This window comes from Chryseobacterium sp. AG363 (genome assembly GCF_003610675.1).
GTDB lineage: Bacteria > Bacteroidota > Bacteroidia > Flavobacteriales > Weeksellaceae > Chryseobacterium > Chryseobacterium cucumeris.
This window is the reverse complement of record NZ_RAQF01000002.1, coordinates 389,173-410,559: the sequence shown is the minus strand read 5'-3', so window position 1 is coordinate 410,559 and position 21,387 is coordinate 389,173. Positions and strand designations below refer to the sequence as shown.

Sequence of the window (21,387 nt, the reverse complement as noted above, 5' to 3'; positions counted from 1 at the left end):
TTTTGAAAATATGTTTGAGATAGAAGTTCAGGGCTTGAAAATTGCTGTATCTGAACATATTGTAAATGGTCAGCAGGTGTTTAGGCTTTCATTTGCCGATAATAGAAAACCCCTGGTGGTTGCGCGCGCGAAAACATGGAATGGCGATACATGGACAAGTATTCCGCAGGGCCGTCAGAAGGAGGCCGAAGAGTTTGGAAAAGAAATTAGTAAACACTTAAAAGAATAAAACTATGTGTTATTACAATGGACAACGCGTATCAAGGGAAGAATTCATCAGATTAATGGATCTTGAAAAAGCCGTTATGAACTATGATTTCCTTGATCAGGAAATACATGAAGGTTTTAATTACGGAAATATTGCTGTTTTAAAACCTACTGAAGACAAATGCAATTTTGACATTGTGCAAATGGAATGGGGTTTTGTACCATCCTATATAAAAAACCGAGAAGATGTCAAAAAAATGCGTTTTGGGTACAAGGACGGTACCGGTAAATGGCGTCAGCCCTATACAACATTGAATGCCAAAGGCGAAGAACTATTGTTGATCGATGAAAATACTGGCCGTGAAAAAATGTTCCGGAAGGCTGCACTGGAAAGAAGGTGTCTGATCTTGTCCAGTGAGTTCTATGAATGGCGACATATCCATCGCCTGAACAAAAAAACCAACCAACCGCTTAAAACAGCTGATAAATATCCATACCATATCGGCTTAAAGGACAAGGCATATTTCTTTATCGCGGCCATTTGGCAGAACTGGACTGATAAAGATACTGGTGAAACGGTCGATACGGTTGCGCTGGTTACCACCGAGGCCAATTCATTGATGAAACAGATCCACAACAGCAAGAATCGTATGCCCACAATGCTGCCCGATGAATTGGCTTGGGAGTGGATGATGTCAGACCTCACTGAGGAGCAGATTATTGAACTGGCTACTTACCAGATCAAAGCAGCTGAAATGGAAGCTTATACCATTGAGAAAGATTTTAAGATAACGGGTACACCAACGAAAGCATTTGTTTATGCCGATGTCCCCGAACTTGCCTATGAGGTTAACTAATCAGAGCTAGTACAAAATAGCTACTATTTCAAAATATGGTAAAAAGATTAACCAGCTCAAAACTGACGATTTATATTTCATAAAAAACGTCCTCACCTAAATCCAGATTGGTTAAATCAGAATGTAATTGTGGGTAATTAATGATGTACCCCTTATATCCAATATGCTTTAAAATAAGCGTGTAGATTAACCGATGCATAATTATGGTCATAAAATAAACTTGCTGAGTAATTACATCTTCCGAATCATCTGTTACGGGAAGTTCCCCATGCTGAAATTTATTTCTAGCCTTCAATGCTACTTTCTCATATTCCTTTAGCGTATAACCCACTACAGCAAATGATTGTTGAAGTTTGCCCATATTAGTAAGCCCATTAAGGTTATCTATGCGTGTTTTAAATATTTCAAGAGCATCTTCATATTGCTCCTCGTCTGGCAATGTTTCCTTTAATATCTTTACCATACCTGCTTTAATTTCTTTGAAAAGTACTTTATCAACAGGCGGTGGAATTTTTCCCTTATACAGTTTTATGAAAACTGATGTTATAGCTTCCAGAGCAAGACTTAATGCAGAACCTTTTATTTCAAGAGGAAGTAAATTAGCTTGAAGAGTAATGATTACAGCACGTGATATGGGTTCGTGGTTATAAAAAAGTTCACAGATTGCACTGAATATTGGCTCTTCAATTTCTACTATTTTACTAATCCATTTTTTCACTTCAGCGTGTTTCTCGTCCCGCTCTCTTTCATCCTTGCCGGTCATATCATGAACAGAATACGCATTGGTGGTATGAATTCTATAAGTGCTCAATATTGATTCGCGATAAATCGAAAAACTAATATCGTTTATTTCAGTAAATTGGTCTGATGTTGAGGATAACATATATCCCTCATCTAAATAGAGATTTCCGTAGAGAAAACCTAAAGCCAATAAAACACTATAGCATACATTTGTAAATTCTGAAAGTCTAGATTCTACTGTTGAATCGATAAACAGATAAAAATCGCCACCTAGTTTAAATTCAAAAAAATGATATTCAGTTCCGTTTATAACTACTTTCAAAAGTGTTTTATAATCTGTAGGCACATCTGTTGCATAGGTCCAGCCCCTTATGTCTCTAAGTTTATTCTTAGTGTTATTTACTGGAACAACAAACCTTAAGAACCTTTCATCAAAATTGTAATCAGTCTCCGCGGTAGATAACCTATCGATACTGCCAACAATATCAACTGCAGAATCATCATCACCTGACAAATCATTAAATCGCTGATGAAGAAGTATTGAATTATCAGGAATGTAGTATGTCACTTCTTCATTGATGAGCTTTATGGGTTGCGGAAGCTTTATACGATACATCGCATCAGAATTGTAACTGCTTAAAATCTTAAAGTTAATTTCAGCTGAGAAACCTTTTTCGATTTTCACAATGGACATATCATAATCCTTCAATAAATGATGTTCATTGTGCAGCCTAAGAGTCTGAGCAGCATTCAAGCGATGAATACGCTGAATAGTCGGTTCCACGAATTTCTTTATCATATCAATTGGCTTATAATTGTATTTAATTGTATATTAAAGTAGTAATTTATTTACCGATCAACAAAATTCAAAAATTAAATTTTTAAAAAAATATCCCATATTCCATAATAATTTAAAGATTAAAAATTTTTTAATCTACGCCAAATTGATAGCCTTTCTTTATCGGGTTTCCGATTAAGGCTCTGCAGAGGTTTCTCCTTTAAAAAATTTTCAAAACTAAAGTAGGTATCTTCATCGCCGTATTTTTCAAGGCAAATCGCATAATAATTGCTCTGAAAATATTCGATTGCGTATTCCTCCTTATTGATAATATCTGCCCATTGATAAATTTTTTCAAGCAGGTCACGTTTGAGCAGGTTTTCCAGCGGATCATTCAGATCCTGATCCTCCAATACCCTCAAACAGCAATCAATTGTTTCTAAATTCAGCATTAAATCGAATTCTCTTTTTTGCGGGAAATCTTTAAAAAAATAACCAAAATACCCCTCCCTAATGCAGCGTTTTTCGACAGGGTGCATCTTTAAATACTTGTATAACAATCCAGCCTCAATATCATTGATGCTAACTCTTATGCGAATATCATATAAAACTTCCATTACAATTATTTATATAAAAAATTTTCTTGCGATCAGTACGCCAGATACGGAGCGTTTGACTGGCGGAGTTAAAAATTCTTATTGATACCCAAGACGACATGGAAAGGTATCAGCTTCTGGGTGTAGAGGCTCTCACTGATATTATCGATAGAATACTTGGTGATGCTATTGGAATTCAGCAAATTATTCCCCTGCAGATAAATATCGCTATTGTATTTTTTCCACGTGTAATTAAGCTTGATATCCCAAAAATGTGTTGGATCCTGACCGGTGTTCCCAAATTTATAATATTCCATCGACGACTCGATCCTGAACATCGGATTTACCTTAAAATATACATTCGCGAAGGCTTTCTGATCCTGATAATTGTTTGAGTTTACATCCGAGACAATCGTATTGAAGGCGATCTCATAACCAAGTTCATAATTGAAAAATCCCATAAAACCTGATTTCATCTCAAAACCTGTTTTGAGGTTAGAAAACCGTGATTTGATCAGTGGCCCGCTATTGATGCTGTTTTCATATTCCGAATCCGAATAAGAACCTAAAAGACTTATTCTGGTCTTGATAAAATTCAGGTATTTGCGAAGTTCCAGGTTAGCGGAAAACGTGCTGTTATTCTTAACAAGGATCGCCTGACTGAACGTAAAAGTTGGATTCACGATCATATTATTTGAGAGGTAGCTATCATTTTTTGCAAAATTAGCATTGAAGGACAGATATTGCGAGCTGATCTGCCCAATGTTGTAGCTCAAGTTAAAGCTGTAGCTTGGTAGCACTGTAAACCTAACCTCGCTCTTGTTAAAATTCCTGTTTCCCTGATAAATGTATCCGGTATAGAGATCATTGATACTTACTGTTGAAAATTTTCTGGAGGCGCTTAAACTGATATTTCCGGTCCTGCTGTTTTCATACCCAATATTGACGGTCGGAAACAGATGAAATCCTGATGTACTCTCGTCTCTGAGATCCGAGTAAATAAACTGACCCATCATCGTAGCGCCATAACGCCACTTCTTGTTTTTCCGGAGGTATTTTCCCTGCGCATACAGGTTATTCTGCTCAAGCGAAACATCATTGCTAAAACTCCGGTCATCGTAATTAACCATATTGTTGTCCGCATCAAAAAGTGAAAGATCTGAAGATAACCGGTTCCTCCGATATTCATTTCCCGCCTGAATCTCAACCGATTCTTTTTCCGAATATTTTTTAAGATAAGAAACTTTAACTCCGCCAAAATTCATTTTGGAGCTGATGGTCTGCCGGGATTTCCTGACGTCCGGATTACCCGTGACTTTTTGGAATACATCATTATCATCAGTGAAATCATACGGCCTGTCCTGAAAAATATATCTTGCAACGGCAACTAAAGCTTTTGAAGAGTCAATTTTTTTGGTATAGACGAATTTATTTTCAGTAGACAACAGCCTGTTGGTTCCTATCTGATTATTTAGCTGTTCATTGAAGACAAAAATATTATCGTTGTTTTCTCTCAGGGATGATGTTTTACTGTAAAACTGAAAATTCGAATTATTCCTGAATTCCTTTGAAATTTCAAGTTTTCCGACCAGATTCGTGTTGTTCTGCTTCCAGGTCTTATCCTCCACGTTTGCGAAATTTTGTCCCGCATAGTTGAACCGGTAAAAACTGGAGATGTAATTTCTGTTCTCGATGTCGTTGAATACAGTGATGAATTTAATTTTCCAGTCATTCTTGAAGTTGTAGATATAGTTCAGTGAACCCAGTTTATCATTGTTGAAGTTGGTACGCTTATCCTGGAAGATGCTGTTTTTTTGATGAAGATTGACAACCGATAATATGCCCACGTTGTTACCCACATTCTCTACCTCATTCTCCGAAGCCGGATCTATCAGGTATTCAACGCCTTTCATTTCGTTCAGTCCGAGGTTGTTCGCATTAAGAAGAAAATAGACCTTTCGTCTCTTGGTGAAATTCATCACGTTGACCTTCCCCTGTCTCATGTCCTCTTTGTAACTTGTCGAAGCAAGCAATAAATTTCCGAACCATTTTCCCTTCGCATCTTCTTTCAGTGTAAGATTAAGGGCAATACGGTTTGTATTTTCGATGTTCTTTAGCAGTTTATTCTTGGAGTAGTTCTCCAGCACCTGAACTTTTTCAAGGGGTTTGGAAGGCATGTTCTGTGTAAGGGTCTGATAACCTTTTTCAAAGAGGTCATCATTTTCTATCATGACCCGCTCAACCTCCCTGTTCCTGAATTTTATTTTCCCGTCACTTTCAACCGTGATGCCGGGAAGTTTTTTTAGCAGTTCTTCCACATTGCGTTCTGTTCCGTTGGAGAAACTCTGCACATTATATTCAGTCGTATCTTTTTTTAGCCTGACCGGTGTGTTTCTGGTAATGACAACTTCTTTGATTTCCTTGACTTTATCCCTGCTAAGTTCGATACCGTTAAGATCGATTACCGAATTCTTTTTGATGAACGAGATCGGAATATTTTTCTTTTCATGCCCCGCCGCGGTAACCTGCAGGTTAAAGCTGCCATATTGATCCGTATTTAACGAAAAGCTTCCGTCCTTATTGCTAAAGACGAAAGCTATGATATTATCATGTGTATCCGTAAGAATGATACTGGCTCTAAGAAGCGGCTGCTTACTATCTGAAAGTACAGTTCCTGCAATCTTCGTTTGCGCGGAGATCTTAAGAATTAGTATAAAGAATAATAAACATAAATATTTCATTAAGGCTTCTTGGTGTCAGGTTCCCATTCAAAGTGGGTTTCCATACAAAACTCTCTGATGTTCGGTACTTCGTACTCGGTTCCTGCTGGCAGTGCAGCGATAGATTTATTCATATCGTCCTGCAAGATAACATTTTCCAATTCTATCATTTTTTTGAACGGCATGATGTGGTCAGTCGTTTTTTTCTCAAAAATTGCGAGAATTTTAGGTGGAATCTGATCCTGCGAATTTAATGAAATTGTTTTTGCAGTACCTCTTATAAAACCATCTTTATCCTGAAATTCCAGGATAACACCAGGTAGTCCCTTAAGTTTCCAAGGAAACACTTCGACATTTAGATCCTTGGTGAACCAAACAGTATATTCTCTTCCCCTAAAATTAGCGGTGGCCATAAAAGCTTTATAACCGAGAATATCCTTTGATTCCTTCGTGATCTTCCAGTCAAGGTTCTTCAGCTTTTCGGAAGCCAATCTCGGGAGCGGCTGCTTTTCATTTTTCGGAACCATGTACACCCGCTGGTAGAGATTTTCACTGGAAAGATCATAGTCATAGACATGATACGGATTAATTGATGTAAAGTCAGTTTCTATTAATTTTTTATAACTGACAGACGGATCACTGGCAAAGAAAAAATAGGAGTTTTTTTGATCACTTATGACAAATGATTTTAAATTACTCATATGCGCAAAAGTATAATCGTACTCCACGATAATCTTATCCTGAGCGTCAGCATATCCAAAAATGGTCAGCAATAAAAAAATTAACACGTTTTTTAAGGCCATAGATCAATATAAGGATGTAATTGATGAACATAGGTCGTTGTGGTAGAACCCTCAAGTTGACCAGATGCGCACGGAGCCGAGACTCTCGGTCCCACAGAAGAACTGATGTAGTTCCCCTGATGGTCTTCATATTGGGTTACTGTCTGCGTAAAACAGCCAGCAAGCTTCTTTACGTTAACTTTTTTCACTCCGGGAGCGGCATACGTTAAGCCACTTAAACCTAGAACGGTCGCTGTTAAAATGATTCTTTTCATATTTTTTTATTTTATTCTATGGACATGATGTCGCTTGGTTAGGATCTGAGCCTGGGTTCCATCCACCTTCTGTTCTAACTTCGTAATAAGTAGATGTTGAGCCTTCTGCCTGTCCCTGTCTGCAATTGACAGTATATTTTGGACTAGCCGAAGAATATAGATACTGTCCGCACGTATTTTCAACGTTTACAATAACTTGCGCGTAGCAGTTTCCTTTGAAACACTGATCCTGATCAAGGTCCTTTTCGATCTCAATGGTGTTAGCAAGAGCAAACGATGATGATCCTGCAACTAGGAATAAACCTAAAATGAGTTTTTTCATAAGATAAGATTTTTGTTGTTTATCGGTAATTACACATATTCCTTACTCAGGTGAGTAATGGTTTTTATTTTTTAATCTGTTTTCTGACAGATCAATAACTGACCTATATGGCTGTTAAGGAAAACCTAGCCAATACACAGCAAGCGGAGAGATCTGATGGACATAAGTTGTCTGGGTAGAGCCTTCAAGCTGTCCCTGCGCGCACTCAACTGACACTCTCGGTCCAACAGAAGAACTTACATAGTTGCCCTGAAGATCTTCATATTGGGTTACTGTCTGCGTAAAGCAACCGGCAAGTCTCTTTTCAACGGCCACTTTTTTTACAATAGGTGAAGAAGCATAAGAAAAACCAGCAAACCCTAAAACGGTCACGGTCAAAATGAATTTTTTCATAGATTTTAATTTAATTATGGTTGGATTAGTTACAGCTTGATAGTGTTGCTGGATCGGAACCTTGATTCCATCCCGCCTCAGTTCGTACTTTACAATAAGTGTCCGTAGTACCTTCCGCTTGTCCCTGTCGGCAATTAACGTTGTACTTGGGACTTGCTGAGGAATACAGATACATGCGGCACGGTGTCTCATGATTAATGATCACCTGCATAAAGCATTGCTCTTTAAAAATTTCTGTTTGGTCAAGATCATTTTTTCGATCTCAATGGAGTTTGCAAGCACGTAGGAAGATGTGCCAGTCACCAGAGATAATCCCAGGAAGAGTTTTTTCATAAGTTTTTAGTCATTTATTGGTGATCAAATATATAAATTTTTATCACACAAAAATGATATTTTTAACTTATATTTAATACTTTATGTAATATTTTCTCCTAAAGACCGCCGATACGGCATTTTATAAAATACTTACTTCACCAGTCTTAGATAAAATACAAGCTATTATTGCTCCTAATAAAACAATTTTCAACGAAACATTGCCGTCAAAATTGCCGGTCTACACGATGAACACTTCAAGCTGGAAAATAGAATGCATTCATTAACTGGATGCAGATAATTATCAGAACAATCGGATAATTCTGTGTTAACAAGAATCTGTGCTTTTTTAGAGATATCCAAAAGTTGGCTCTTTCCTTTTTAAAGGACAATTATTTTCGTAAATAAATTTTTTGGTGGGATTTTTCTTGTTCCAAAAGATAAATCAGACGTTCTATTCAAATGTAAGCGATTACCGGTAATAAGTTAAAGAACTAGGTTCTTATTATGTTGGAAAATTCTGAACAGGCACTAATGAAATTAATATATCTGATCATAAAGGATATCGCAAAAAAATGGACGATGCCAATGCATAACCGTGATTTGACCATATCCCAACTTTATATTAGATTTGGGGATAGACTCAAACTGAAAAGAGGCTTTAAGTTTTAAGCCTATGACACAGTTCGTGTTACACTCCCTGTTGATACGATGAAATGTTGGACAATATTTGTACAAAATATTGCCCAATATAAAATTACCACTGTTTTTCTAATTCTTTGAAATATATGCTCCAAACCCCACCGGTTCAATTTTCTCTTTTCTAATCCATCCAAGTGCGTAATCCAACTGATCAATAAATCTCTTCTTCTTATCATCCCAATTAAGGAAATCTTGTTTCAAAATATCATCCGAGTACAGTTCTTTGTTTATCAATCTGTTATTCCAAACAGCATAAATAGTCGAAATCATCTCACAAAACTCCCAATTTTTATCTCGGAACTTATCTAAAAGATTATTGATGCTTTCAGCCTGATTTTTAAACTCCCGGCAAAATAAAGATGATAATTCATTCGAACCTGATAAAGGTGTGTAAGTTACTTTTGAAGTTGCACCAAACTTATCCTTTTTAATATCGAAAAATCTTAGAGACTTTAATTTTGGTTCTATTACATGTTCTAATTCCCAAGCATACGGTCCGGCTACATTTTTATGATATTTTAATTCTGAAGACAATTGACAATGATACTCTACCAGGTGAAGCATCTTTTGTAATTTCACGCGACCAAAATCCTTCGAATTCTCTGTACTTAACGTTTTTATGATATAGCCTGCAAGAATTGCCATATCTCCGGTATCGCAATTTTTATTAATTACCTTTCTCATAGGATATATTTGACTTTCTTCTTCACCTAATTGTGGTTTTCCGTCCTTTCCATCCTTTACTTCAAGTGCTTCTCTCAAAACCTGTTGAAGAAGTTGTTCATTGTAACTTTGACTTATTTTAATTGAATTTTCTAAATCGTCACAATAGTTCATTAATTCATTTAGCTTTGCATTAATTCTTTCTTGAATTTCCAAAGGTGGTAATGGTGTATACACATTTAACACTGTATCTCTATCTATTCCCGGTATTAGACTTTTTGACTTTATTCTAAAATCTTCTACACTATTCTTGATAATTATGTACACATATCCCAATGGTGAAGAAATTGTACTGAGCGCCATTATTTGTCTTGCAATATGAGCTTTTTCAATTTCCAACATTGCCGTTTTACCTACACCAGATCCCTTACAAGTTAATAACAGATCGCCATTATATGCAATTGATCTGGCATGTTCGGTCCAACGATTAATTATTACTTTTTCATTTTGTAAGTTACTAGCTCCTGTTATATAAGGAATTCCCTTTTCTTTATCATTATATTCTGATGGAATTAAATCTTGTCCTGAATTTAAATTTATAATTTGTCCTAATCTACACCAAACCCAATTTTTAGGAATCTCAAACGGAATTTCTTCTTTAGAAATTGGTGGTAAAGGTTTAGATTTTTTAATCTTTTTTTCTTTGATTAATTTTTCTTTTTGTGCTTGAATTTCATGTAATAGGTCAGCACCAGTTTTCCCATCAGAAGTCTCATTGCTAACTAATTCCCCCTGCATTGCTTCTCGGAGATATGCCTGACGTAGTTGATTAATAAGAGCTATTTGATCATTATGCTCATTTTTTAAATTTATAGTTGCAATTCTTATATCATTGAATTTTTTAACCAACTCTTTTTGGTATTTTATTTCAGGAATAGAAATTTCAAAATTAAAAAATTTATCTTTTTGCAATCTAATTCTTTGAGTAGTTCCGTCGCTACTTATTTTACAAATGTGATCGAAAAATTTTGTTGATGTAAGGAATAAGAAAAAGTGCTTATCTAACAGATTTTCATTTGGAGTCAAACACCAAAAGTCATTAGTAATAATTGCGCCATCTAATTCATTAGGAACAATACCGAATGCACCATTTCTAGCATCAATTCCAGATAATACGAAATCACCACCATTTATTTTAAACATTGTTGATTTTATTTTGGAACCCAATTCTTCATCACGTAGAACAACCCCTTTATGATTCATCCGAATTGTAATTCGCTTAAACTTAGCATCAGCTACTAGTTTAACCTGTTCCTTTTTTCTGATAATTAGTTCAGAGAGTTTATATTTTTTGAATACCATTATGAAACACTATTTTTAAGAATTTCAAATATCTCTTCTGACTTTTTAAATGATTGTGACAATTTTTCTAGAAGTTCAATTGAAGAATATTCCACTGTTTCTTCAGCTTTATGTGGATTTTTAATATCAAGATCAAAATTACGGTCCTTTAAAATGTCAATTGAAACTTTCCAACATTTTTCCGACTCTTCACGATCATTCCACCATTCTTTAATTGGATCAAACTCAGATTCTTTAATGGGTTTTGTTTTGCTATAAGACTTTTGTCCTTCCGGTAATCGGTGTTCATAATACCAAACTTCCTTTGTTGCAAAACTTGAAGTATCGTTATTATGATGCACTTTATCAAAAAATAAGAGATTGGTAGCTACTGTTGCATAAGGTTGAAACACAGAATTTGGTAATCTGATAATAGTATGCAATCTACAATCTTTTAAAAGTTTTTCCCTTACTCTTTGTTTAACACCATCCCCTGTTAAAGATCCGTCAGGTAAAACAATTCCTGCACGTCCACCTACTTTTAATAAGTGAATCATTAAAATAAGAAACAGATCTGCAGATTCTTTGGTACGATAGTTTTGAGGGAAATTATTTTCATTGTTATTCGCTACAATTCCCCCAAACGGAGGATTTGCTTCAATAACATCCACACGATCCTTTTCACGATATTCTGACAATGGTTTATCTAACGAATCACGGTAGGTAATATTGGGAATTTCTACATCGTGTAAAATTAAATTGGTGGTTGCAAGTAAATAAGGTAATGGTTTATATTCCCATCCAATAATATTATCCTGTAAAGACTTTAAATCATCCAAAGAAGAAACTTTTTTGGAGATATTTTCGATAACCGCAGTTAAATATCCACCTGTCCCGCACGCCGGATCCAAAACCTTTTCTCCTAATTTGGGATCAAGAATATGAGTGATAAATTGTGTTATAGCTCTTGGTGTGTAAAACTCTCCAGATTTTCCGGCAGACTGTAAATCTTTTAAAAGACCTTCGTAAACATCTCCAAAGGCATGTTTATCTTTTGTATTATTAAAATCAATCTCGTTAAGTTTATTTAAAACCTTACGAATATTGATCCCACTTTTCATGTAATTATTGTTACCATCAAATACTTCGTGAACGATAACAGCACGTTGATTCCCGGTACTTAAATCTAAGTTTCTTAATGCAGGAAAAAGTTCACGATCTATAAAATAAAGTAATTCATCTCCTGTCATTCCTTCATCATCGGATGCCCAATTTTCCCATCGGTATTTTTCAGGAATTGGAGAGACATAATTCTCATCCATTAATTCCATTTCCTGATCTTTATCACAGAAAACCTTGAAGAACAGCATCCATCCCAATTGTTCCAACCGTTGAGCATCACCGTTTAGCCCTGAATCCTGCCACATTATTTTTCTTATACTATCTATTACCCCTGTAATACTCATTTTACATCTTATTATTTTGCAAAAGTACGTTCCTAAAAAATCTATACCAAGATTATGGTAATATAATTTAAGCTATTGAGTAGATTTCATTTTCAAGTTCCTTTAAAGCATTGAGATACATTTCTCTCCCGCCAAATGCTTTTACAATTTCCATTGGCGAACCGAATTCAGAGATTGGGTTTAGCTTCAATACTTCCATTGATTCAATTGTTTCAACACCTTCATCAGCATACTTATCTACCAATGCAGTAAGAACATTTCTTGCCTGCTCACCATATTTTGCAAAATAATTTCTTTTTTTAACCTCATTTGCACGTTCTGTACGAGTCAAGGGTTTTTGATCAAACGCAACGTGACAAATAATATCAAAAAGATCACATTCTTTATTTACTGCCTGTAAAAGTTCTTCAACCATAACACCCTGTTCTGCCAATTCCTGGATAATGGCATCTTTCCTATCGGAATTTCTCCAAAGATTTAAGAACTGATCTAATGAAGTATATTTTTCACTTAGAATATCTCTGGTATAGTCTTTTAAACTTATAGTAATCGGTTTACCCTCTTTATCAAAATACAATTCTCTTGAATTTAAAACAGTAACATCCACACCGTTTACGTAAACTTTTGCAGGTTTCGTTTTCTTTTCAGTAAAGGGATCTGGATAGTCCGATTTAGGGTAATTCAATTGATCTGTACTGCTCTTTTCATCAGTTTGTAATTCGTCCGGAACATCATTCTCAAAATCATCGTTTGCCGGAGTGTCTTCATCAATAACTTTTATTCTAACGGGATCACCATCAAAGTTAGGGTCAGCAAACAAATCTGTTACATTTCTAAAATCCATGATGGTAAAATACAACTTACCAAATTCTTCGTTCACTCTGGTTCCACGTCCGACAATTTGTTTAAATTTTGTCATTGATCCTATTTCGGTATCTAATGCAATTACTTTACAAGTTTGAGCATCTACACCGGTAGTCATCAGTTCAGATGTTGTGGCAATAACAGGATAAGTCTGTTCGGGATCAATGAAATTATCCAACTCTCTTTTTCCTTCATCATTATCACCGGTAATTCTCATAACATACTTATGATTTTGCAATACAAGATCAGAGTTTAGATTTGCAATTGCTGACCTCATTCGCTCAGCATGATCTATATCTCTGCAAAAGACAATTGTTTTATTAAATCGGCTTGTATTTTGCAGAAACTCGGTCACTTTTTTTGCGACTGCCCAAGTTCGGTTATCAATAACTAAATTTCGGTCAAAATCTTTTCTATTGTAAATTCTATCCTCAATAACATTACCATCTTTATCCCTCTTATCTTTTTCTGGTCTCCAACCTTCGACATCTACATCCAAGGTAACTCTAATAACCTGGTAAGGTGCCAAAAATCCATCTTCAATCCCCTGTTTTAAACTGTAAGTGTAGATTGGATCACCAAAGTATTCAGAATTGCTTACGGTCTCTGTTTCTTTTGGCGTTGCAGTAAGACCTATTTGCGTAGCAGATTTAAAATAGTTAAGAACCTCTCTCCATGCCGAATCTTCCTTAGCACTTCCTCTATGGCACTCGTCAATAACAATTAAATCAAAAAAATCTTCACTAAATTGTTTGAATATATTTTTTTCATCTTCATTTCCCGTTAAGCCCTGATAAATTGCTAAATAGATTTCATAAGACTTGTCTACCTGTCGTTTTTGAACAATAGTCATCTTATCACGAAAATGTTTAAAATCCCCTCTTTTGGTCTGATCAATTAAGGAATTGCGATCCGCAAGAAATAAAATTCTTTTTTTGGTTCTTGACTTCCATAAACGATGAACAATCTGAAAAGCAGTATAAGTTTTACCGGTTCCAGTTGCCATCACCAACAAAATTCTATTTTGACCTTTAGCAATAGCTTCGAGCGTAAGATTTACAGCATTCTGCTGATAATATCTCGGAGATCTTCCGGAACCATCAAAATAGTAATCTTGTTCAACAATAGATTTAGAGTCGTTTTCATTAATCCCCTTAAATTCTAAATATTTACTCCACAATTTTTCCGGTGAAGGGAAATCATCTAATTCAATTTCGGTTTCAACGTTTGTAGAGTTAGTTTTATCATGGAATAAAAAACGATCTCCATTGGTTGAAAAAACAAATGGTAATTGTAGAATGTCAGAATATTCCAATCCTTGTTGCATTCCTGCACCTACTTCATGATTATTTTCTTTTACCTCGATGATTCCTATAGGAATATTTGGTTTATAATATAAAATATAATCCGCCCTCTTTTTTTTACCACGGCTGGACAATTTGCCCCTAACGATAATTCTACCGTCTGTAAAATTGACTTCTTCTCGAAACTGTTTCATTTTATCCCACCCAGCATTTTCTAAGGCAGGAGTAATAAATTTTGTACAAATATCTCTTTCAGAAAACAGTTTTTTACTCATGTTTATTTAATTAAAGAAAATTATTTCATAATTAGTATTACAATATTACATATTATCCACCGTACTCTTTTATTTCTGAAACATTAAGTCTATTTTATATAACTTAATGCACGTATTGAAGAAGAATGAATAGTTAATCAATATGGGCTTTTTTATGATTTAATCTATTTAGTTTTGTGATTTATAATATTTCGTCAAATGCAGTCAGAATTCTTTGAATAAGGATCAAGTGTAAGCATCAGATTGAATCAAGTTGTTTAATGTGAAATTCTTATAGTGAAATTATGGCTAAATCTCTTCTTTGAAAATTGGTGTCCCATTGGTTTGGATTACATAATCAAAAATTACCTGGTCATTTTTATCACCTCTACTATCATCGTCAATATCCTTAATTTTGATAGCAGCAAAAAAACCACTTCTGTTCTGAAATACTGCAATCTGCCCTAGGGATATCGTTCGAACTCTAGAAGACGTATCGTAATTGCGGGCATCTTCAATCTTGTTAATTTCATCTACGTCCTTTACCGCAGCTACGGTTAAAACAGTGTTTGTACCATTATATATGTGTATTCTCTCTTTACTTGCCTTCGAAAACTTGATATGAAACTGTAGTTCATGCTGTCCAATAGCATAAGTACCATCGTTGTTTGAATAGTCAAATGAAACTGTGCCACTTGTAGCAGGTGAAAGATACTTTTCAGATTTAGGAACAAACTTTTTCTGGGCTTGGAAAGCTATTATATTCTCGAAGGGATTTTTACCAATAACGGGAATAGGCAAAGCAATCTCACCTAATAAATCCCGAAGTAATTCTTCATATCTTGCTTCATACAGTGCTACATCGTCAAAATTTATGTACATGCGCCCATTAAGACTTGTTGGTAGAATCCTTTCTGTATTATTCTTGATAAGCGGGATTATATAGTCGGTATTCTGATCTGAAATTAGGTCATTTGTAAAAATCTGTTTTTCATATCCTGCACCACCTTTTCCTTCATTAGCCTTTTTAGTATAGATATCAGAGCATATAGCGATAACCCTGTTTGCACTTGAAAGCCCTTTTTCCATAAACAGCGAAAGGCTAGAACCTAATGTTAAGTTCCATCTATCCAAAATAACGTCTACACCATTGGATCGTAGTCTTGTCGCTAACTGAAGGACCCATTCTTTATGCTGGTCATTATCATGAGAATATGAAATAAATACTTTTGGGGCAATTTCTGACATAATATGAATTTAATGTTGATTCTAAAGTTAAAAAAATCTAATTAGTAGAGGAGTTTAAAATGCAAAATTTTCAGTTATCCTAAAATTCTTTTTATAATTTCTCTTTGCTCTTCGTCTAATTTTTTCTGGTCTTTTAAGGCTGACTTTAATTCGTCGGTGAGATCATTGACCGGATTCCAGTTATTATAGGTTTTCTTTTTGATATGATATCTGTCTGCCAGCTCTGCAGACATTTTGAAAGCCATTAAACCAAACTGACTATAAAAGACCTTCCTCTCTACGAACCATTCTTCGTAATCCGGAGGACCGGCAATTTCTCCGGCAAAATTTATCATCCTGTTTCCTTCTTCAATTTCCGAAGGGAAAGAGAGTAATTTGAACATAAGTTCGGGATCTATACTTTTCCAGTCCACATCATCCGGATAAATTGGAGGTGACGGGATTTTTACCTGGGGTTTGAGACAGCCATCCGGCATTCTTTGACCACAGTCTAGCCCGTCATCTTTAACCACATCAACACACTCCTGCAGATATCTATCCAAAACACAGACAATTCTTATTGCGAGATACCTTGCATTTTTTTCCGCCTCATTTTTTTGAGATCTCGAATTCTGGTACCAGGTTATAAAAGAACCGATTAATACTCCTAATAAACCAAAAATTCCTTCAGTCATATTATTAGATTTTATGATTTTAATATACGTATTCGAACTTTAAACAATCATAATAGATATTTGGAGTAATGAACATTCTCATAAATTCCAGCTATCTTTCGCGCTACTCTGGTGCTTGTGGAGTTGTTAGTCTTCTATATTCAACTGAGTACCTTGTAGCCTGCTTAGGATCATATTCAACAGTCACATTTTCATCGTTCTTAAATTCTGCATTATCAGACCAGTTATAAGATCCTGTAATGACCACTTGATTATCGATAACACAAAATTTATTGTGCATCAACCCTCCTTTAATCCCTCTCTTTAACCTTACATTTGGGACAAGATCAATGTCAACACCATGCTTTTTGTTGATTCCATCATCATAGATAGCAATTTTGACTTCCACTCCCTGCTTCTGCTTTTCCAAAATTTTCTGAAATAACACTTTATTTGTAAACCAGGCTATTACAAGTGTGATAGAAACTTCAGCACTATCCAGTGCATCCAGGATTCTATTTTGAATATCCTGGAAATGAGCTTGGTTTACAACTGGCGGCGCTTTGACAACAACACCGCCCTGCACATTATATTCGCCATTAACATATATGATTCCATATTTTTCAGGCTCCAGTATCTTTTGGAATTCTGGAACTAAAGCTGTGTTATGCTTTATACAGTCATTAAGCAGCTCGCGCAGTGAATGACTATCGTTTAGCTCTCCTAACCTTTTCTGGGTAAACTCTGTCCTTGAGGGACGTTGGCCATTGGCCTTACCGATATCAGGAAGCCCCTTTTCATCATAAACATCCCTAAATCCAAATTTATTGAAGAGACTGATAATTTCACGACCTGTTCTGCCGTCAATTATAAACGGTGTAAGCTTACCTATTGCAAATGGCGTAATTTTCATTTTTAATCAAAATAATTTTAAGATGGTCTATATTTTATTGTGCCGTTGCGGCACCAGTTGGCTTGTAATGCAAGATAACAATTTACTTTTTCAAAAACTGTATTCCCTAGATTTTTAAAATAAGGGCTTCCATTCACAAGTCAGATGCTGATCCAGATAACTTTTACCACTGTTATCCTAAAGAATTTTTTAAACGGGCCTAACACTAGAGAATTATACTGAGCATATCATCTATAATAGCCTTTGCATCACATGGAGAACAGGAGTACTGCTTTATCTCTTTTTGGCGTGTGCATTAGAGCAACGGGCTTTGTGCTACAAGTCCTCGTTCCTGCGGGCTTTCCACGTCAATCCCTCACGCGAAGTCATATTTTTTTAAATCACTGTTTTCAGATAAGTCCTAAGTTTCTTCTCATTCACGGCAAAGCACAGTTCCGCCATCGCAAAATCTAAGCGGAAAAGAGCTTTTTTGCCACCTTCATAGCAAATTGAAAGCTGTCCAGATACAGCCCGAGAAGCATTCACCTTTCAATTACCTATGGAATACATTTTTTATAAATGCCTTTATTATTTTGAGAAATCAGTTTTTGACAATCACTTTTAGCGAAGAATGGTCGAAAAAGTATTCAAATATTATTTTACTGTTTTCATTTAGCTTGAGATCCTTCCCCTCCCGAAAAGCACATTTCTTCCACCGCAAAACCTGAGCGAAAAAGAGCTTTTTATGCCGCCCATCATAGCAAATCGAAAGTTGTCCAGATCCTGTCCGGGGGCAGTCACCTTTCGATTACCTATGGAATAACAGTGCCTTTATACCTCGTGAATATTTTTGGTGGATAAGGATTGGGAAATCACTTTTTATCAAAAGAACAGTCGAAAAAGACATTCAAAGGTACATCGTGCAGCCAACCCACATCCCGCAAAAGACTACGGCATAAACACATGCCGCCCCCCTATCCCATCCTTTATTCCGTTTCCTTTTGCCTTACAGCAATTGCCCGATTTACTGATTGACTTTCTTTTTTTTCCTGTTTTTTCTTTTGAAAAAAATGATTCGGGGCCGAGGCTCAGCAGGACAGGAAGAATGAAAAACTTAACAGGATTGAAGAACAACTAAAACAAAAAGTTATGAACATTTCAGGAAGACTGACACAAGATGCAACGGTCAGTAAAACAACAACAGGTAAGGAAGTGGTAAACTTCAGTGTAGCGGTAAATGATGGCTACAAAAACAGACAAGGGGAATGGGTGGACAATACCGCATTTATTGAATGTGCCTACTGGCGAAGTGCAAAGCCAGTTTCATGGCTCAAACAGGGGCTTTATGTCGAACTAACGGGGCAGATCAGCGCAAGGGCGTGGACTGGAAAGGACGGCAACCTAAAAGCAGGGCTGAACTTCACAACCTCCAATATAAAACCCGCATGGGGAACAGCATCGGAAAAAGATTCCGTACAGGTCAGTAACAAACAGCAGAACGGCAGTCCTGCAAAAGAGGACGAAAAAGACGACCTCCCATTCTAAGCAGGACAGCGCAAAATCAAATCATTTTAACCCTTAAACAAATAGAAATCATGGGACATAATTTAAATTTCAACAATAGAACGGGCAGATATTCATTTTTCAGTGTTAAGGAAAAGGCTTGGCACGGCTTGGGGCAGATCGTGCAGGACTACCCGACCAGTGCAGAAGCAATCAGACACGCAGGGCTGGACTACGAGGTGCAAAAAAGCCCTCTTTATACCAAAGGTTCGGGCATAGTGGAAATTTCGGACGGCATCGTTATACAGGACACTGAAATTGAAGTGCCTAACTATTTTGCCAATATCCGCACGGATAACAATACCGTACTCGGTGTAGTGGGTAAAGACTACCATATCGTACAGAATAAAGATGCGTTTTCATTTTTTGATTCTATTGTAGGCGGTGGCAGTGGAATACTTTACGAAACCGCAGGGGCACTCGGACAGGGCGAACGCATATTCATCACTGCAAAGCTTCCCAACTATATCCGCATCGGAAATTCAGACGATGTCATTGAAAAATACATCTTCCTGACAACAAGCCATGACGGAAGCGGAAGCATAACGGCTGCCTTCACTCCTATTCGTATCGTCTGTCAGAACACACTGAATGCTTCCCTGAGAAATATGAGCAACGTTGTTCGCATCAAACATACCGCAGGTGCTAAACAACGGCTCAACGATGCACACAAAGTCATGGGACTGGCGAATAATATGACTACGCAGATGGACGGTATTTTCAACCATTGGTCAACGATCAAAGTAAAGGACAGCGAGGTCAGAAAACTGCTACAGCTCGCCTTATGCCCGAACAAGGAATCATATAACCTGCTCAAAAAAGGTGCAGAAGACGAACTCTCAACAATGTTTAAAAATACCGTGGATGATGCCTTTGCCTACGCCATGATGAACGACACACAGCAACTGGAAACTACCAAAGGAACCCTGTTCGGAGCATATAATGCCGTTACTGGCTACTTTCAGAATGTCCGCAATTACAAGGATGGCGAAGCGAAGTTACAGAGCATTGTACTTGGTGGTACTGCACAACTTAAATCACAAAAGGCGTTTGACCTCTGCACTTCATTTGAGAAGATAGGAACGGACATATTTCAGTTGAATTAAGCAAATCTTAACAGGTGGCAGGCAGGATTGTAAAAAACTGCCACCTACTTGAAACACACGATCATGAAAGCATTAACAGAAATGAACAACACGGAAAGGGCGTTTGCGGTAGCAAGGCTTTTCCCCGATCATCTTGGAACGTTGACCGACTTTATAAAAACTGAAATAGCACCCCTGCGGGAAAAAGAGCAGGATATCAGAAAAGCGTGGCCACCCAATTTGCGTTGCAAGTGCTGATTATTGGTACAGGCTTGTAGAAAACGCAGAGCAGACAATCGAAAAATTCGGTGTTCTGCTTTACAGAAACCCGAGGATTTTTGCTGACCAATTTTTCTATCAGGACAACAGTGTTTTTGGTATCCACTGCCTGATCAGACTGGCAGGTTCGCAGGACTTACCACCCATGCTGAGACTGGCAATAGAACTCTATTTCGGGGACGACAACGTCGTTACCATCGACTTTAAAAAGAAACCTTAAAATTTAAAAAAATGAAAAACTTACAGCAGATGAACAATTTGGATAGGGCATATTTACTGGCAAACCTATTTCCCGATGAACTGAAAGCGCTGACCGAGTTCATGAAAAAGGAAGCCGACCTATTCATGGACAATCGGGAGCAGGTCTATGCGCAGTGGACAGAAAAAAATATAGATGCTGACCTCTGGTTCAGGTTTATAGCAAATTTTCAGAACAGCTACAAAAGGAACGGTACAAGACTGTACAGAAATAAAAAAACGTTTAGGGATCAATTATTTGACGGCTACGATTCCCTGTTTACTTTACACGCTATCCTGCATTATACCGAGAAGAAAGAATGTAGCAGTGAATTAAAGTATGCCATATACATGCTGTTCGGAACAAGGAAACTAATTGAAATCAACTTAAATACTTCGCCATGAAAAAATCAGCTAAAATGACGGACGTCATCCTTCTAAAAGCATTCAGCGAGAAAGGGCGGAATAATCACGAGGTAGCCATTATCCCCCTTTGGGGGGACTGGCTAAAAAAGTCATTGGAGACAACAGACCTGCTCGAACTGCTGAACGTGGAATCCTTTTCGGGCTACATCGCCCGAAAAGATCACGGCATTTCTTTCCTGCTGTGCAGGACAGCGAAAATACCATTCTACGAGCAGTGGCTCGACGGAAATGAAATTGCTTTCTTGGAAGCTCAGGAATGCGAAATAGAACAGCTATGCAGGCATTTTGACTGCATCAAAAGTGACAGCCTTCGGGTGCATCCGAGCGGGATGGCAAATTATGAAGCATTTGAGGACATGAAATTCAGAACGGTTGATTTCGACCTCATACTGATACAGGAAATACTAACCTCCAAAAATTAAACATC

Annotated in this window: 19 protein-coding genes; 7 read left to right on the top strand and 12 right to left on the bottom strand. The window is 36.8% G+C overall.

From position 1 onward, the window contains the following. The first annotated feature begins 10 nt into the window (after window positions 1–10). Window positions 11–229, top strand: coding sequence for a hypothetical protein (locus DEU39_RS01865; protein WP_120230729.1), 219 nt, complete (start codon window positions 11–13; stop codon window positions 227–229). Window positions 230–284: 55 nt separating this feature from the next. Next, window positions 285–1,064 (top strand): SOS response-associated peptidase, encoded by a 780-nt coding sequence (locus DEU39_RS01860; RefSeq protein ID WP_183037362.1) that lies wholly within the window; start codon window positions 285–287, stop codon window positions 1,062–1,064. A 70-nt stretch (window positions 1,065–1,134) separates the two neighbouring features. On the opposite strand, the gene DEU39_RS01855 is transcribed toward DEU39_RS01860, so the two are convergent. The 12 genes from DEU39_RS01855 to DEU39_RS01800 all read right to left on the bottom strand — a co-directional run bounded on the left by DEU39_RS01855 (window position 1,135) and on the right by DEU39_RS01800 (window position 17,391). Continuing rightward, a complete protein-coding gene (locus DEU39_RS01855; RefSeq protein ID WP_120230727.1) occupies window positions 1,135–2,604 on the bottom strand; it encodes a hypothetical protein in 1,470 nt (489 codons plus the stop codon). Between the two features lie 119 nt (window positions 2,605–2,723). After that, window positions 2,724–3,200 carry a hypothetical protein gene (locus tag DEU39_RS01850; protein WP_120230726.1) on the bottom strand — a complete coding sequence of 159 codons (477 nt, stop codon included), beginning with the start codon at window positions 3,198–3,200 and terminating at the stop codon, window positions 2,724–2,726. 68 nt (window positions 3,201–3,268) lie between these two features. Beyond that, window positions 3,269–5,920: a TonB-dependent receptor gene (locus DEU39_RS01845; RefSeq protein WP_120230725.1), complete on the bottom strand. Its 2,652-nt coding sequence runs from the start codon at window positions 5,918–5,920 to the stop codon at window positions 3,269–3,271. Beyond that, the gene (locus DEU39_RS01840) at window positions 5,920–6,687 is read right to left on the bottom strand and encodes a GLPGLI family protein (protein WP_183037361.1); all 768 of its coding nucleotides are present in this window, start codon (window positions 6,685–6,687) and stop codon (window positions 5,920–5,922) included. Before DEU39_RS01840 ends, DEU39_RS01845 begins: the two co-directional genes overlap by 1 nt. 285 nt (window positions 6,688–6,972) lie before the next feature. Continuing rightward, window positions 6,973–7,278 carry a hypothetical protein gene (locus DEU39_RS01835; protein ID WP_120230723.1) on the bottom strand — a complete coding sequence of 102 codons (306 nt, stop codon included), beginning with the start codon at window positions 7,276–7,278 and terminating at the stop codon, window positions 6,973–6,975. Window positions 7,279–7,392: 114 nt separating this feature from the next. After that, on the bottom strand, window positions 7,393–7,656 hold the full coding sequence (locus DEU39_RS24205) for a hypothetical protein (protein ID WP_147367544.1): 264 nt from the start codon (window positions 7,654–7,656) through the stop codon (window positions 7,393–7,395). 1,098 nt (window positions 7,657–8,754) lie between these two features. After that, window positions 8,755–10,710 (bottom strand): restriction endonuclease subunit S, encoded by a 1,956-nt coding sequence (locus DEU39_RS01825; RefSeq protein WP_120230721.1) that lies wholly within the window; start codon window positions 10,708–10,710, stop codon window positions 8,755–8,757. Beyond that, window positions 10,710–12,155 (bottom strand): N-6 DNA methylase, encoded by a 1,446-nt coding sequence (locus DEU39_RS01820; RefSeq protein ID WP_120230720.1) that lies wholly within the window; start codon window positions 12,153–12,155, stop codon window positions 10,710–10,712. The genes DEU39_RS01825 and DEU39_RS01820 overlap by 1 nt, the downstream gene beginning before the upstream one ends. A gap of 67 nt (window positions 12,156–12,222) precedes the next feature. After that, entirely contained in the window at window positions 12,223–14,598 is a 2,376-nt protein-coding gene (gene hsdR, locus DEU39_RS01815; protein WP_120230719.1) for an EcoAI/FtnUII family type I restriction enzme subunit R, read from the bottom strand. Between the two features lie 288 nt (window positions 14,599–14,886). Beyond that, window positions 14,887–15,825, bottom strand: coding sequence for a toll/interleukin-1 receptor domain-containing protein (locus DEU39_RS01810; protein ID WP_228436597.1), 939 nt, complete (start codon window positions 15,823–15,825; stop codon window positions 14,887–14,889). A 74-nt stretch (window positions 15,826–15,899) separates the two neighbouring features. Then, window positions 15,900–16,499, bottom strand: coding sequence for a hypothetical protein (locus DEU39_RS01805; protein WP_120230718.1), 600 nt, complete (start codon window positions 16,497–16,499; stop codon window positions 15,900–15,902). 103 nt (window positions 16,500–16,602) lie between these two features. Beyond that, window positions 16,603–17,391, bottom strand: a complete 789-nt coding sequence (locus DEU39_RS01800) for a phospholipase D-like domain-containing protein (protein ID WP_120230717.1) — start codon at window positions 17,389–17,391, stop codon at window positions 16,603–16,605. A gap of 1,128 nt (window positions 17,392–18,519) precedes the next feature. On the opposite strand from DEU39_RS01800, the gene DEU39_RS01790 reads away from it, so the two are divergent. The 5 genes from DEU39_RS01790 to DEU39_RS01775 all read left to right on the top strand — a co-directional run bounded on the left by DEU39_RS01790 (window position 18,520) and on the right by DEU39_RS01775 (window position 21,382). After that, window positions 18,520–18,915, top strand: a complete 396-nt coding sequence (locus DEU39_RS01790; protein ID WP_120230715.1) for a single-stranded DNA-binding protein — start codon at window positions 18,520–18,522, stop codon at window positions 18,913–18,915. Window positions 18,916–18,965: 50 nt separating this feature from the next. Continuing rightward, on the top strand, window positions 18,966–20,039 hold the full coding sequence (locus DEU39_RS01785) for a DUF932 domain-containing protein (RefSeq protein WP_120230714.1): 1,074 nt from the start codon (window positions 18,966–18,968) through the stop codon (window positions 20,037–20,039). Window positions 20,040–20,102: 63 nt separating this feature from the next. Further along, on the top strand, window positions 20,103–20,276 hold the full coding sequence (locus DEU39_RS24265; RefSeq protein WP_183037360.1) for a hypothetical protein: 174 nt from the start codon (window positions 20,103–20,105) through the stop codon (window positions 20,274–20,276). A 252-nt stretch (window positions 20,277–20,528) separates the two neighbouring features. After that, window positions 20,529–20,939, top strand: coding sequence for a hypothetical protein (locus DEU39_RS01780; protein ID WP_120230713.1), 411 nt, complete (start codon window positions 20,529–20,531; stop codon window positions 20,937–20,939). Further along, complete coding sequence (locus tag DEU39_RS01775) at window positions 20,936–21,382, top strand: hypothetical protein (protein WP_120230712.1); 447 nt, start codon at window positions 20,936–20,938, stop codon at window positions 21,380–21,382. Before DEU39_RS01780 ends, DEU39_RS01775 begins: the two co-directional genes overlap by 4 nt. Window positions 21,383–21,387: the final 5 nt, after the last annotated feature.

Bases quoted from the DNA above. Each gene is read 5' to 3' on its own strand.
- DEU39_RS01865 (WP_120230729.1), top strand. From the start codon at position 11: ATGTTTGAGATAGAAGTTCAGGGCTTGAAAATTGCTGTATCTGAACAT.
- DEU39_RS01860 (WP_183037362.1), top strand. From the start codon at position 285: ATGGATCTTGAAAAAGCCGTTATGAACTATGATTTCCTTGATCAGGAA.
- DEU39_RS01855 (WP_120230727.1), bottom strand. From the start codon at position 2,604: ATGATAAAGAAATTCGTGGAACCGACTATTCAGCGTATTCATCGCTTG.
- DEU39_RS01850 (WP_120230726.1), bottom strand. From the start codon at position 3,200: ATGGAAGTTTTATATGATATTCGCATAAGAGTTAGCATCAATGATATT.
- DEU39_RS01845 (WP_120230725.1), bottom strand. From the start codon at position 5,920: ATGAAATATTTATGTTTATTATTCTTTATACTAATTCTTAAGATCTCC.
- DEU39_RS01835 (WP_120230723.1), bottom strand. From the start codon at position 7,278: ATGAAAAAACTCATTTTAGGTTTATTCCTAGTTGCAGGATCATCATCG.
- DEU39_RS01825 (WP_120230721.1), bottom strand. From the start codon at position 10,710: ATGGTATTCAAAAAATATAAACTCTCTGAACTAATTATCAGAAAAAAG.
- DEU39_RS01820 (WP_120230720.1), bottom strand. From the start codon at position 12,155: ATGAGTATTACAGGGGTAATAGATAGTATAAGAAAAATAATGTGGCAG.
- hsdR (WP_120230719.1), bottom strand. From the start codon at position 14,598: ATGAGTAAAAAACTGTTTTCTGAAAGAGATATTTGTACAAAATTTATT.
- DEU39_RS01810 (WP_228436597.1), bottom strand. From the start codon at position 15,825: ATGTCAGAAATTGCCCCAAAAGTATTTATTTCATATTCTCATGATAAT.
- DEU39_RS01805 (WP_120230718.1), bottom strand. From the start codon at position 16,499: ATGACTGAAGGAATTTTTGGTTTATTAGGAGTATTAATCGGTTCTTTT.
- DEU39_RS01800 (WP_120230717.1), bottom strand. From the start codon at position 17,391: ATGAAAATTACGCCATTTGCAATAGGTAAGCTTACACCGTTTATAATT.
- DEU39_RS01790 (WP_120230715.1), top strand. From the start codon at position 18,520: ATGAACATTTCAGGAAGACTGACACAAGATGCAACGGTCAGTAAAACA.
- DEU39_RS01785 (WP_120230714.1), top strand. From the start codon at position 18,966: ATGGGACATAATTTAAATTTCAACAATAGAACGGGCAGATATTCATTT.
- DEU39_RS24265 (WP_183037360.1), top strand. From the start codon at position 20,103: ATGAAAGCATTAACAGAAATGAACAACACGGAAAGGGCGTTTGCGGTA.
- DEU39_RS01780 (WP_120230713.1), top strand. From the start codon at position 20,529: ATGAAAAACTTACAGCAGATGAACAATTTGGATAGGGCATATTTACTG.
- DEU39_RS01775 (WP_120230712.1), top strand. From the start codon at position 20,936: ATGAAAAAATCAGCTAAAATGACGGACGTCATCCTTCTAAAAGCATTC.